The following is a 12,992-nucleotide window of genomic DNA, read 5'->3' as shown; positions in this document are numbered from 1 at the left end:
CTCCTTATTACTTTTCAGTTTTAGGTGCTAGAACTAGGAACATGCTTCGTCCATCCATTTTTGGATGAGATTCGATTGTTGCCACTTCCTTGCACTCTGTAGCAAAACGGTCTAATACACGTTGACCGATTTCTTTATGGGTAATCGCCCGGCCCTTGAAGCGGATAGAAGCTTTTACCTTGTCGCCTTTTTCCAAAAACTTAATCGCATTGCGAAGTTTTGTATTAAAGTCATGCTCATCAATTGTTGGGCTGAGACGAACTTCTTTTGTAACGATAATCTTTTGATTCTTTCGAGCTTCTTTTTCTTTCTTCTGATTCTCGAATTTGAATTTGCCATAGTCCATAATTCGGGCTACCGGAGGTTTCGCATTTGGTGCAACTAGTACCAAATCAAGATTTACTCGTCCGGCAATCTCCAACGCTTCAAATTTGGTTTTAATACCTAATTGTTCGCCGTTTTGGTCAATTAGACGAACTTCGCGAGCGCGAATACCCTCATTTAACAACATGTCTTTGCTAATAATTAGCCACCTCCAAGGTTTTCACGAATACAACATTGGGTCAAGATCTGACGTTTGTTGCATCGGCAAGTAATGAACAACTTTAGATTCTTTGTTTTACACAAATAAAAAAGTGCGGATGAATACACCCACACTTTACGAAACAAAAGTAAATAAACTAAATAGTTCACGTAAAACCTGCCAACTGCCAAGTGCGTCAATCAGGTGAGAAGCGGGTGCTTCTTCTTTTCCCAAAACTAGTATTCAATTTTCCTTAGTTACTATAACATAAACAAAGACGTAATGTCAAACATGCATTTCCTATGACAACGAAATTTATTCTACCAAGAAACGAAAAATTATTCAATAGAAATTTTTTCTTTTCAAAAAAACAAAGGGAGAAAACCTCCCTTTGATCATTTATTATCCTCTTTTAACCTCTGCCAGTAACAACTCAAGGAACTGGTCAAATGGCTTTGTTTCTGATTTTTGTTCGCCGTATTTGCGGACGTTTACGGCATTTTCTTCTACTTCTTTGTCGCCGACAACGAGCATATATGGGATTTTTTGCATTTGGGCTTCACGGATTTTGTAGCCGATTTTTTCATTACGCGCGTCTAATTCAACGCGGAAGCCTTGGTTTTGAAGCTGCTCCTGTACCTGCTTCGCAAAATCAAAATGTACATCAGGTGAAACTGGAATGACTTGGACCTGTACTGGTGCCAGCCAAGTTGGGAATGCCCCTTTGTACTCTTCAATTAGGAATGCGATAAAGCGTTCCATTGTTGAAACGACTCCACGGTGGATAACCACTGGGCGGTGCTGCTTGCCATCTTCCCCAACATAATTTAGATCAAAACGTTCAGGAAGCAAGAAATCCAATTGTACTGTAGAAAGTGTTTCTTCTTTTCCTAAAGCTGTTTTCACTTGAACATCCAGTTTAGGACCGTAGAAAGCTGCTTCTCCTTCTGCTTCATAATAATCAAGACCAAGGTCATCCATTGCTTCCTTCAGCATACTTTGCGCTTTTTCCCACATTGCATCATCATCGAAATACTTTTCAGTATCTTGTGGATCACGGTAGGATAAACGGAAGGAATAATCATTAATGTTGAAATCTTTGTATACTTCTAACACAAGATTGACAACCCGCTTAAATTCATCTTTGATTTGGTCTGGTCGCACAAATATATGAGCATCATTTAAAGTCATTCCACGAACACGCTGTAGTCCTGATAATGCACCAGACATTTCATAACGGTGCATTGTTCCAAGCTCAGCAATCCGGATTGGAAGTTCACGATAGCTGTGGATCGCATTTTTGTACACCATCATATGGTGCGGGCAGTTCATTGGACGAAGAACCAATTGCTCATTATCCATGTCCATTACCGGGAACATATCTTCCTGGTAATGATCCCAATGACCGGAAGTTTTGTATAAATCGACGCTTCCCATGATTGGAGTATAAACATGGTCATAGCCAAGACGCTGCTCTTTATCCACGATATATCTTTCAACCACTCGGCGGATTGTTGCACCTTTTGGAAGCCATAATGGCAGCCCTTGTCCAACTAATTGAGAGCTTGTAAATAGGTTTAACTCTTTTCCAATTTTTCGATGGTCACGTTCTTTCGCTTCTTCAAGTAAGCGAAGGTGTTCTTTCAAATCCTCTTTCTTGAAGAAAGCAGTGCCGTAAATACGCTGTAGCATTTTGTTTTTGCTGTCACCGCGCCAGTAAGCTCCAGCAATGCTCAACAATTTAAACTCTTTAATTTTTCCAGTTGAAGGAACATGAACACCACGGCAAAGGTCAGCAAAGTCACCCTGCTCATAGATTGTAACTTGCTCATCATCAGGAATCGCTTCAATTAGTTCAAGCTTGTAAGGGTCACCTTCAGCTTTGAAGAACTGCACCGCTTCGGCACGGCTGACTTCCTTACGAACAATCTCAATATTTTCATTAACGATTTTTGCCATTTCTTTTTCAATTCTAGGAAGGTCCTCTGGCGTAATTGATTCTTCTAGGTCGATGTCATAATAGAATCCACCTTCGATTACTGGACCTACACCAAGATTTACTTCTTTGCCATACAATCTTTTAATCGCTTGAGCCATTAAGTGAGCTGTACTATGACGCAAAATTTCCAAAGCTTCTTTTGATTCTGGTACAACAATTTCTATTGAACCGTCTTCTACGATTGGACGGCGAAGATCAAATAATTGACCGTTCCATTTCCCAGCGATTGCTTTTTTCTTCAGTCCCGGGCTGATGGAAGCAGCAATATCTTCTGTTGTTGTTCCACGAGGGAACTCCTTTACTGCTCCATCTGGAAACGAAATCTTAACAACGTCTGACATGGTAACTCCTCCTTGTGAGAAAAGCGGAAGCGCCTTGCCCAGGGGCGACAGGCATAAGACGAGCCGGCGAGAAGGTCGCCCTTTGACCTTCTTGACGGATTGGCTTATGACCCCGAGCCCCCAGGCGCTGCAGCTAGACAATTCTCGAATTTTTTTAAAAATAAAAAAACCCGTCCCTGGAAAAGGGACGAGTTTAATAAACACGTGGTTCCACCCAATTTTTCATTTTTAAAAAATAACCTTAAAAATGACTTTAGGACAGGGTAACGGGCTGTTTCCCGTCAGACGATTACTCACTTCAAAGAAGCGTTCACCGCTGAAGTTTAAAGGTGGTAAGCATTCAATCCGTGCTAGGAGGCTTTCAGCCTGAGTCCTCCCTCTCTGGTAACCGTGAATAAATACTGTTGTCCTTATCATTACTTTTGCTTGATATATTGATGTCTAGCTTCAGCGCCTAGCCCCTCGAGACATAAGCCAATCGCTTCGGAAGGCAAAAAGCGCCTTCTGTCAGCGCTTGTCTTATGCTTGTCGGGGCTGGACAAGGCGCTTCAGCATTTCTGACTATGTACTGTATTATAATGATTCTAATTTTAAAAATCAATACACCAAGCATACAATTTTTTCAATATTTTTCAAGCACCGTTTTCTTTTGCGGAGTTATTCTGCTGAATCCATTCTTTTGTATGACGCAAACCTTTGTATGACTTTATCAATACTCTTTCTTCAAAAATGTTTTTAATGGTCCTGACAAGCGGTTCCTCAGGATTCTTTGTATAGAGGTGGATGTTCTTTGGTGCAATGGATAATAAAGGTGCAATCGAAGCAGAATCTACATAAACCGGATGATTAAATAAAAGCTTCCGGTCAATCATTTTCATCAGCTCGCCCCTTTTTATTTCTACAAACTGCTCATCAAAGAATGTGATTTCCTCATCAAACAAAAGGTGCAGTGTTTCCATTTTAGAATCACGGCTCGCTAAAAAATCCCTTAAAGTTTGAATAAACATTTGATATTCTTGTTCCATTTTATATTCATCAATTGATATTTCTACGTAACTCTCTAGCAATTTCAAATAAGGGCGCAATCGAAATTTAAAAAAGGAGTCGAATGAAAAGGAAACATGGTCCTGAAAGATTTCCTCCACTGCTTCTCTAATTTTGGGTTCTTCCGCATTTTCCTTAATGAAAACAGCCAGGTCCTCACGCTGACCTTCAAGAACAGAATATATAATCTCGATAATATGCTCCTGCTCTTCTGAATCCTCAAAGAAATACTGCTCTTGTAAAATAGCTCTAAACCAGTCATCGCGTTTAATTTTTATTATAAATTCATAGAATGCTTCTTTGACCTCTCCAAACCTTACAATGCTTTCCGAAATTTTTACTATATGTCGATCTTCTAAAAGAAGAATATCTTCATTATTTGGATGATACCGTAAGCACTTCAGCAAGTGATCATAACATCTCTTCGCATCCATCTTGCTTCGGAAGATGATTTCTGCCAACCAAATCCCCCCTTTGTCCCATACTCTGTTTTACATTTATATGGGGGGATTGACCAAAATAGAAGTTCATACATCATGAATGGAGCAATATTGTGAAAAAAAATAAGGATTACCGAAAATGTATTGGTAATCCTCTTGCATTTATCATTTAATCACGGCGATTGGGTCCATCAACAAGAACAGGATCACTTAAACTACGAATTCTTTCCATGATTCTCCGTGCTTTCATCTTTTCCTCTTCACCACGTTGACTGTAGGTTAAATGGTGCTCAAGCCCTTGGAAGTCAAAATTAGAAGTAAAGAAGGTTGGAAGCTTTTCAAGCATCCTAAACTGCAGAATCGGACCTAATACTTCATCCCGTGTCCAGCTGGAAACTGCTTCTGCACCAATATCATCGAGCATTAAAATGGGTTCCTTTTTCAATGCTTCAATTTTTTCATTTAATGTAGAATCACCAATTGCACTTTTCATTTCGCGCAGCAGCTCTGGAACATAAACAATCATCGTTGGAATTTGCTTTTTAGCCAGCTCGTTGGCTATGGCTCCTAATAAATAGGATTTACCCACTCCAAATTTCCCATATAGATACAATCCCTTCGGCTTTAACCCCGCCTCATAATTCATTAAAAACGTAGCGGCACGGTCTCCAGCGTCCAGACGGCCCAAGTCACCTTCGAACTCCTCAAAGGTAGCTTCCAATATATCTCGAGGTACATATAAACTTTTAATAAGCTTTTGATTTTTCTTTTGCTCATCGGCCATCACTTTTCTTGGGCATCGCTTATAAACTACATCAATAGAGTTTCGTACGAGTACTAAATCAGGGTGATACCCTTTCATGAAATTGATACAGCCATCCAGACTCTCGCAGCGATTGCATTCTTTACTTTGCTGCGTGTATTCATAAAGTTTGCTCATGCTTTTTTCAATCGTATTCTGATTGAGCTCATTTTCATGTTCTGTCAGGAATGCATGAATATCAGGATGACTTAACACTTGCCTTCGCTGCTCTTCATAGCGTTTTAAAAAATTCTCATTTGAGGCTAACCGCTTAATTGTTCGATTAATCCTTTCCATTTCTCTCACCACCTATTTGCGAAATGCTTTTAGCTTTTCTTCAATCGCACGCTTTTTTGCTTCAAGCTCTGTGTTCTGGTCTTTCGTTTCTGCCTTAACACTTGCTTTTCCGCTGTCATCAAACCAATCAGGTAAAACTTCTGTACGAATTGGTTTTTGTTTCGTTGATTTTCCAGTCTTTTTGCTTTCTTGAAAGCCACGCTCTTCTTTCCTAGCTGCTTCCATTGCTTCTTTTACAGTCTTTATTTTAAGCCGAGCCCAATGACTTGCAATTGATTCAACAAATCCCTTGGTAAATTTCATATCTGTTTTTCTAAGAACAACCTCGATTAACACATTTACAACACCAGGAGGAAGTTTATATTTAATCATGATTTCCTCTAGTATTTTTAAATTGGCAGCAGAAGGCTCCACTCCACCTGAAAGTTCTTTAAAAATAACGATGGGAGGTGTGGTTTCATAGTAACGAATTAATTTTTCTTCCTGCGTTTTCGGTTCCGTTACTTGGACCTGGTGGACCGCTGGCTGTGTTCTATTGATAAGACTCGGAAGTTGATCATAATTTTCGAATTGATACCAGTCACGTGCACCTTTTCTGAGGTCCTCGATATCAATTTCATCCTTTTCATTGATTGCCCCTAAAATAAAGTTTTTCATTTCAATTGGGCTGATTCCATAAAGAAAGGCAAGGTTACTGATAACCTCTTTTACCTTTTTGGTCAGTGCTTTCGAAGGGACCAGTGATTCATTTAGCCCCGCCATTAACAGTTCAAAATCAAACGTATTGGTATCAATTTGAATTGGTTTTTGGTCCTGACGGCCAATAAATTCTTGATTGGATTCTGCGCCCAAATCTTCTGCATGCTCTTGCATATACTGAAGACTGCCTGGAGTTGCCGATGCAAACACATCCTGAAAAGCTCTGGTTACCTCTAAATAATCTTCATCAAAAGGCTTTTTAGCTATGCTAAAAAAGCGTTTTAACCGCGCAAAGTGATTTTTCCCGATTTTACGATATAAATAAATATTTAACATTCCATCTAGAAAAAATTGCTCTGGATTCAATGGTGGATAAAGTTCATATATAAATGAGCGTCCAGTTTCATCACTTTTTACGTATGTTTTTAACAGACCAATCCCCTCTAAACTCAACCTAGCCTCGTAGATATCCTTTAAGTTGACACTTAACAAATTCATTAACAAATGATGAGTGGAGGATTCAGACCATAATTTATTTTCTTCAAGCTCTGCCCAGAGAGTCATATATAAACTTAAACAAGTGGAGCCGATTAAGGGCTGATACAAAAATGTCAGCACTTTGCGGTCGTATTCATGCAGCAATCCATTTGACGTAACAAGATAACGGTCAATTGGAATCAATTCCTGCCAATGCTGCGCCATATCATTCACCCTTTAAAAAAGTAATAAAGAGCCAAAGACGTTCTTTAGCTCCCTAGGATTTCTCCTTGTTAATCAGTTCTTTTAATTCTTGAATAAAAACATTTATATCCTTAAATTGACGGTAAACAGAAGCAAAGCGCACATATGCCACCTCATCAACATGTGCAAGCCTGTCCATTACCATTTCACCAATCAATTCACTTTTAATTTCTGAAATTCCTTGATTGCGTAATTCCTTTTCTACCCCTTGGGTAATATCCTCTAATTCTTTTAACGCGACAGGGCGTTTTTCACAAGCTTTAATTAAGCCTCTAAGGATTTTATCCCGGCTGAATTCTTCCCTCGTACCTTCCTTTTTTACGACAATGAGTGGAATTTCTTCAATCTTCTCGAATGTCGTAAAACGATAACCACATTCTTCACACTCACGTCTTCTTCGAGTTGCACGACCCTCATCTACCGGCCGGGAATCAAGCACACGTGTACCATAATTTTGACATGAAGGGCACTTCATTTGATCAACTCCCAAATCAATCCATTCATAAATATTACTATCCATTCTTTATCTTATTAGAAAGAAAACGGTAACACAAGAAGTATTATGAGCTTTTTCCGACTCTAACTAGAGTATGTAATTTGTCGATTTTCTCGTAATAGGAAACGAGCCTTTTTCTTAAAACCGGGTACAATCCGATGGGTGAAAATTTTTCCGAAGAAATACTAAAGTCCACTGCTGTTTCCATTCCTCTTACAGAAACTACCGTAACGATTAGAAAACAAGGAATCGGTTTATTAATCTCAACAGCTATCTCACCATGGTCTTTTGAAACTGTAACAATTCGGCAATCTGCATCCTGGCGAAATAATTCTTCAACGGATTGAAAAAGCTGGTTGAAAGTGGCTTTATAATAACGGGTAGATAAGGAACTATCTTTTTGATGATCTGAGGTTTCAACTTGCTTTCTGAAACGAATAAATAAATTTCCAAGTATAGACATGTGCGCCTCCAATAATAGTCTTTTATCTAATTTTACAATACTTTACGAAAAAAATAAAAAGAGGTGTACTATAAATACACCCCTCGTCGCATTTTTATTTAAAATTATAGAGCTTTTGCCTGTTTTAGTTGAACAGGACCCATACCACGTGGAATTTCAATATTTTCACGTGTTTGCGCATTTAAGGTTTGAGCAATATAATCAGCTGCTATATTTGGATTTAAATCGCCACAAGTATATACATCAATGCTAGCGTATCCATGCTCAGGGAAGCTGTGAATCGTTAAGTGGGATTCAGAAATAATGACCACACCGCTTACGCCATGGGGTGCAAACTTATGAAATGCTACTTCGCGGATTTCTGCACCTGATTTAAGAGCTGCCTCGACAAAAGTTTGTTCAATAAAATTCATATCATTCAATTTTTCGATGTCGCATCCCCATAATTCAGAGATCACGTGACGTCCCATTGTTTCCATATTCATTTTTCCCCCTTTAAACATTTTTGCTTCATTCTTGAAATCGTTTAATTCCAGTATCGTGTAATTACCACGGGGGAAAGTTAGTCCAGAGAGGTCCTAACCCTTTAAGTAATTAATCGCTACCAATTTCAAGAAGTTCACGATGACTAGTATACTAAGTTTATATTTCTTTTGCAACCTATCATACTAAAATTTTACAGTGTCTGTGTTTAGAGAGCTTATCTCCTCAAGACAAAAATCAAATTACAAACTATATTATGTACGAGTGGTTTTAAGAGCTACAAAAAAACACTGTCAATCGACAGTGTTTTTCAAGATTTATCCAACTTTTACTTGATTTGAATTGGCTAATAGATGTGCGACATATAAGGTTAGGTCGACAACGCGGGAAGAATAGCCCCATTCATTATCATACCAAGCAAGCACTTTTACTTTTCTGTTCCCCATTACCATGGTTGATAATCCATCAATAATTGCTGAGTACGGATTGGTATTGAAATCAACGGATACAAGCGGTTCCATCGTAAAGTCGATGATACCCTTTAATGGACCATTTTTTGCTTCCAAAAAGGCTTGATTGACATCATCAATTGTGACATCTTGTTTCAAATCAACTACTAAGTCCACGAGTGAAACATTTGGTGTAGGTACACGAAGTGACATTCCATGCAACTTCCCTTTTAACTGTGGCAGTACCAGCGCTAACGCTTTAGCAGCTCCAGTTGTGGTCGGGATGATAGATTGTCCACATGCTCTAGCTCTTCGCAAATCTTTATGTGGGTTGTCAATGTTTCGTTGATCATTTGTGTACGAGTGAATCGTTGTCATTAAACCATTTTCAATTCCAAACTTTTCATCCAGCACTTTTGCCACAGGCGCCAAACAGTTTGTTGTACAAGACGCATTGGAAATAACATCATGTTGAGTGATGTCTAGTTTGTCTTCATTTACACCCATAACAATCGTGATATCCTCGTTCTTGCCGGGTGCAGTAATAATAACCTTCTTTGCTCCTGCATCTAAGTGAAGACTTGCTTTGTCTCGTGAGTTAAATTTACCAGTCGCTTCAATTACCATATCAATATTTAACTCTTTCCATGGAAGCTGCTCAGGATTCCGATTATTTAATAATTTCACTCGTTTGCCGTTTACAATTAGCTCTTCATCGAGCGCAATGATATCCCCTTGAAACTGTCCATGAACCGTATCATATTTTATTAAATGTGCTAATGTTTCTGCAGGATAACTTGCATTAATAGCAATAATATCAAGCGTATTTTCAAGGATCGCTTTTCTAAAAACCATCCTTCCAATTCTCCCAAAACCGTTTATTGCAATTCTCGCCTTCATTTCACGGCCCCTTTCTTAATATGTTATACTTATTAACTTGTTTTGATGTAATTAGTATAACATATTTAGTTTAATATGTAATATATAAAGTGCGGAATTTTAAAAATGTTTTACAATTCAGGTAACTTGTTAACACATTTAACAAAACATCCATGTTATTTGGTTAAAAAGTTAGATAGAATCAGAGTTAAGAAAGGAAGTGGATCATGTTTAAAAAAGAACGACCTATACCTGCAGAATTGGTTAAGTTGAGAATTTTGAATTATAGAACGAAATTAACGGAAAAAGAAAAGCTGCAACTTTCTAACAAAGAGAAGGGTTATGCAGGAGAATTGGAGTTTGATTGCTTAATACGTGACTTAGATACTTTGGTTATTAATGAATTGTTACTCGAATTCGGTGAAACAGTTTTCCAAATTGACACTTTGATTATCTTTTATGGACGAATTTATCTAATTGATATCAAATATTATGAAGGAGAATATTGTTATGAAGATGGCCTGTTTAAAACAATAGCTGGAAGTGAAAAGAAGGATCCTATGCTACAGTTAAATAGATGTCATTCCGAACTTCGGCAATTACTTCAAAAATATAGATATAATTATCCCATCGATGCCTTTCTGGTATTCAATAACCCCCAGTTTACCTTGTTTCAACCATCACCAAATCCGCAGATTATCTTACCAACACAAGTTAATTCTTTTATTAAAAAGCTATATAAAATGCCCTCTAAATTAAGTGATGTGCACCATAAACTCGCAGACCTGTTAGTTTCTTTGCATAAAACCGAAAACCCTTATGTACGATTGCCAAAATATGATTATGACACAGTGGAAAAAGGGATTACCTGTGGCTCCTGCCACTCGTTTGATGTCTCTGTCTCTAGAACGAAAATAGCTTGTAAGGATTGTGGTTGCGAGGAGCGTATGGAAGCAGCCGTATTACGACATGTGGAGGAATTATTGAAACTGTTTCCTGATATAAAGATCACCACTAATCTTGTTTTTGAATGGTGTAAGGTGGTTACACCAAAAAAGAAGATTAGGAAAATATTATTAAAACATTTTATACTTAAGGGGCATGGTAAGTATTCATATTTTGTAGATGACAGTAAAAATCCTATTTAGCAATAGGTTAATTCAGTCGCTTTTAAATTATGGGGCCTTGTGAACAACTTCATGAGGACCCTTTTTGCATTTCACGCTTGATTTTGGGCTTCATGAGCCTTCCATGAGTACCTCTTTCACCTTCTGCCTTTGATTTTGGGCTTCATGAGCCTTCTATGAGTACCTCTTTCACCTTCAGCCTCCGATTTTGGGGCTTCATGAACCTTTCATGAGTTCCACTTTTTCAAGTTTGGGCTTCATGAGCCTTCCATGAGTACCACTTTCACCTTCAGCCTATGATTTTGGGCTTCATGAACCTTTCATGAGTATCACTTTTTCAAGTTTGGGCTTCATGAGCCTTCCATGAGTACCACTTTCACCTTCAGCCTCTGATTTTGGGCTTCATGAACCTTTCATGAGTACCACTTTTTCAAGTTTGGGCTTCATGAACCTTTCATGAGTATCACTTTTTCAAGTTTGGGCTTCATGAGCCTTCTATGAGTACCACTTTCACCTTCAGCCTCTCATTTTGGGCTTCATGAACCTTTCATGAGTTCCACTTTTTCAAGTTTGGGCTTCATGAGCCTTTCATGAGTTCCACTTTCACCTTCAGCCTCTGATTTTGGGCTTCATGCACCTTTCATGAGTACCACTTTTTCAAGTTTGGGCTTCATGAGCCTTCCATGAGTACCACTTTCACCTTCAGCCTCTGATTTTGGGCTTCATGAACCTTTCATGAGTACCACTTCTTCAAGTTTGGGCTTCATGAGCCTTTCATGAGTACCACTTTCACCTTCAGCCTCTGATTTTGGGCTTCATGCACCTTTCATTAGTACCACTTTTCAAGTTTGGGCTTCATGAACAAACCAAAAAAGAAGGGGATCGCCCCTTCTCAAATAAGTCTTGTTATTCCCCAGCCATTTAAAACCTCAATTACCTGTTTTTTGGTTTCGGCGATGGAGCCGTTATTATTAATGACGGCGTCGGCAAGGGCTACTTTTTCTGAAAGAGGCATTTGGGATTTTATTCTGGCCTCTGCTTCCTCCAATGATAAATCATTTCTTTCCATCAGTCTTTTTAACTGGATGTCTCGATCAACATACACAAGGATGGTCTTTTCGACCATATGCGTTAGTTTACTTTCAAACAGCAGTGGAATATCAAGGATAATGACTTGTTCCTCGCGTTCCTTGGCTGCTTCGACTTGATTATTCATCCTTTTTCTTACCTCAGGATGAACAATGCTATTTAGGAGCTGTCGTTTTTCAACGTTATGAAAAATGATGGAACCGAGTTTCACCCTATCAATTTCCTCGTTAGTTAGTAAAATATTATTACCAAATTCAGCAACAATTTTTTGATAAGCAGGTTCCCCTTTTTCAACGGCTAGGCGGGCTTCTACGTCTGCATCTATAATAGTGATATTCATTTCTTTTAATATATTGGAGACTGTACTTTTTCCACTGGCTATTCCGCCTGTTAGTCCGATTACTAGTGACATACTCTGTTCCTTTCCACATGAACGGTCATAATTTCAAAATTCCAATGATGATTAATAAAATCCCTGGTATAAAGGTAAGCTTTTGGACCATGTTAAATTTATGAAAAAAAGCCCCGCTTTTTATTCCTAATACAAGAAATAAAGAACTCATTACAGCAACACTGGCGGCTAGATAAATAGGAGAGAATCCTAGCATTGCAGCACCGATCCCAGCACCAAACGCGTCAATGGATAAGGCAAAGCCGAGCATGAATGCCTCAATTCCAGTGATCGTACCCGAACGGTCAAAGTCGGCTGACATTGGTTTCCTTAAGATATTTATGGCAATACCTAAGGAGCGTATTTCAAAATTTATGATCAGCTTCTCATGTTCGAGCAGTTCTGAGTCCTTTTCTTTTTCTGGCCTGAAAAATTGATATAATACCCAGGCGCCAAGAGCGATTAATATAATTCCCCCAAGGCTTGCCGTGATACTAGGAGATAGAATTTTTTCTAGTCCATGCCCGATTGACACCGCAATCATTAAAGAACTGGCAGAACAGGTTGCAATGATGAGCACTGATTTAAGCGGCAGTACCATTTTTCTTAGTCCATACGTAAACCCTACGCTAAAGCTATCAAGACTGAGAGCAAAAGCCAGCAGGAGAAGTGAGAACAATTGAAACATGATGTCTAGAGCTCCTTCCGTCAATCACTACGATAGTATAT

Annotated in this window: 12 protein-coding genes and 1 other annotated feature; of the genes, 1 reads left to right on the top strand and 11 read right to left on the bottom strand. The window is 38.7% G+C overall.

Features of this window, described 5'->3' with window-relative positions; genetic code table 11:
* Positions 1-7: 7 nt before the first annotated feature.
* The 9 genes from infC to QFZ31_RS27410 form a co-directional block, all read right to left on the bottom strand.
* Positions 8-511 (bottom strand): translation initiation factor IF-3, encoded by a 504-nt coding sequence (infC, locus tag QFZ31_RS27450; protein WP_034676878.1) that lies wholly within the window; start codon positions 509-511, stop codon positions 8-10.
* A gap of 112 nt (positions 512-623) precedes the next feature.
* Positions 624-756: a sequence feature (ribosomal protein L20 leader region), on the bottom strand.
* 169 nt (positions 757-925) lie between these two features.
* Positions 926-2,863, bottom strand: coding sequence for a threonine--tRNA ligase (thrS, locus tag QFZ31_RS27445; protein WP_307309255.1), 1,938 nt, complete (start codon positions 2,861-2,863; stop codon positions 926-928).
* Between the two features lie 632 nt (positions 2,864-3,495).
* The gene (gene ytxC / locus QFZ31_RS27440; RefSeq protein ID WP_307309252.1) at positions 3,496-4,368 is read right to left on the bottom strand and encodes a putative sporulation protein YtxC; all 873 of its coding nucleotides are present in this window, start codon (positions 4,366-4,368) and stop codon (positions 3,496-3,498) included.
* Between the two features lie 148 nt (positions 4,369-4,516).
* Entirely contained in the window at positions 4,517-5,446 is a 930-nt protein-coding gene (gene dnaI / locus QFZ31_RS27435) for a primosomal protein DnaI (protein WP_307309251.1), read from the bottom strand.
* A 12-nt stretch (positions 5,447-5,458) separates the two neighbouring features.
* Complete coding sequence (locus QFZ31_RS27430) at positions 5,459-6,847, bottom strand: replication initiation and membrane attachment family protein (RefSeq protein WP_307309249.1); 1,389 nt, start codon at positions 6,845-6,847, stop codon at positions 5,459-5,461.
* A 52-nt stretch (positions 6,848-6,899) separates the two neighbouring features.
* Entirely contained in the window at positions 6,900-7,361 is a 462-nt protein-coding gene (gene nrdR, locus QFZ31_RS27425; RefSeq protein ID WP_179601879.1) for a transcriptional regulator NrdR, read from the bottom strand.
* 85 nt (positions 7,362-7,446) lie between these two features.
* On the bottom strand, positions 7,447-7,845 hold the full coding sequence (locus QFZ31_RS27420) for a hypothetical protein (protein WP_307309246.1): 399 nt from the start codon (positions 7,843-7,845) through the stop codon (positions 7,447-7,449).
* Positions 7,846-7,949: 104 nt separating this feature from the next.
* Complete coding sequence (speD, locus tag QFZ31_RS27415; protein ID WP_307311818.1) at positions 7,950-8,324, bottom strand: adenosylmethionine decarboxylase; 375 nt, start codon at positions 8,322-8,324, stop codon at positions 7,950-7,952.
* Between the two features lie 321 nt (positions 8,325-8,645).
* On the bottom strand, positions 8,646-9,677 hold the full coding sequence (locus QFZ31_RS27410; protein ID WP_307309243.1) for a glyceraldehyde-3-phosphate dehydrogenase: 1,032 nt from the start codon (positions 9,675-9,677) through the stop codon (positions 8,646-8,648).
* Positions 9,678-9,883: 206 nt separating this feature from the next.
* On the opposite strand from QFZ31_RS27410, the gene QFZ31_RS27405 reads away from it, so the two are divergent.
* The gene (locus tag QFZ31_RS27405) at positions 9,884-10,804 is read left to right on the top strand and encodes a nuclease-related domain-containing protein (RefSeq protein WP_307309240.1); all 921 of its coding nucleotides are present in this window, start codon (positions 9,884-9,886) and stop codon (positions 10,802-10,804) included.
* Between the two features lie 871 nt (positions 10,805-11,675).
* Here QFZ31_RS27405 and coaE read toward each other — a convergent pair.
* Together coaE and ytaF are read right to left on the bottom strand one after the other, a co-directional pair.
* Complete coding sequence (coaE, locus tag QFZ31_RS27400) at positions 11,676-12,284, bottom strand: dephospho-CoA kinase (RefSeq protein ID WP_307309238.1); 609 nt, start codon at positions 12,282-12,284, stop codon at positions 11,676-11,678.
* A 25-nt stretch (positions 12,285-12,309) separates the two neighbouring features.
* Entirely contained in the window at positions 12,310-12,951 is a 642-nt protein-coding gene (gene ytaF, locus QFZ31_RS27395; protein ID WP_307309235.1) for a sporulation membrane protein YtaF, read from the bottom strand.
* Between the last annotated feature and the right edge of the window lie 41 nt (positions 12,952-12,992).

Source organism: Neobacillus niacini (assembly GCF_030817595.1).
Taxonomy (GTDB): Bacteria; Bacillota; Bacilli; order Bacillales; family Cytobacillaceae; genus Neobacillus; species Neobacillus niacini_G.
The sequence above is the reverse complement of the archived record's forward strand: the minus strand, read 5'-3'. Positions and strand labels throughout refer to the sequence as shown.

Excerpts from the sequence above, each read along its gene's own strand:
- infC (WP_034676878.1), bottom strand. The coding sequence starts at position 511 with ATGTTGTTAAATGAGGGTATTCGCGCTCGCGAAGTTCGTCTAATTGAC.
- thrS (WP_307309255.1), bottom strand. The coding sequence starts at position 2,863 with ATGTCAGACGTTGTTAAGATTTCGTTTCCAGATGGAGCAGTAAAGGAG.
- dnaI (WP_307309251.1), bottom strand. The coding sequence starts at position 5,446 with ATGGAAAGGATTAATCGAACAATTAAGCGGTTAGCCTCAAATGAGAAT.
- QFZ31_RS27430 (WP_307309249.1), bottom strand. The coding sequence starts at position 6,847 with ATGGCGCAGCATTGGCAGGAATTGATTCCAATTGACCGTTATCTTGTT.
- nrdR (WP_179601879.1), bottom strand. The coding sequence starts at position 7,361 with ATGAAGTGCCCTTCATGTCAAAATTATGGTACACGTGTGCTTGATTCC.
- QFZ31_RS27420 (WP_307309246.1), bottom strand. The coding sequence starts at position 7,845 with ATGTCTATACTTGGAAATTTATTTATTCGTTTCAGAAAGCAAGTTGAA.
- speD (WP_307311818.1), bottom strand. The coding sequence starts at position 8,324 with ATGGAAACAATGGGACGTCACGTGATCTCTGAATTATGGGGATGCGAC.
- QFZ31_RS27410 (WP_307309243.1), bottom strand. The coding sequence starts at position 9,677 with ATGAAGGCGAGAATTGCAATAAACGGTTTTGGGAGAATTGGAAGGATG.
- QFZ31_RS27405 (WP_307309240.1), top strand. The coding sequence starts at position 9,884 with ATGTTTAAAAAAGAACGACCTATACCTGCAGAATTGGTTAAGTTGAGA.
- coaE (WP_307309238.1), bottom strand. The coding sequence starts at position 12,284 with ATGTCACTAGTAATCGGACTAACAGGCGGAATAGCCAGTGGAAAAAGT.
- ytaF (WP_307309235.1), bottom strand. The coding sequence starts at position 12,951 with ATGTTTCAATTGTTCTCACTTCTCCTGCTGGCTTTTGCTCTCAGTCTT.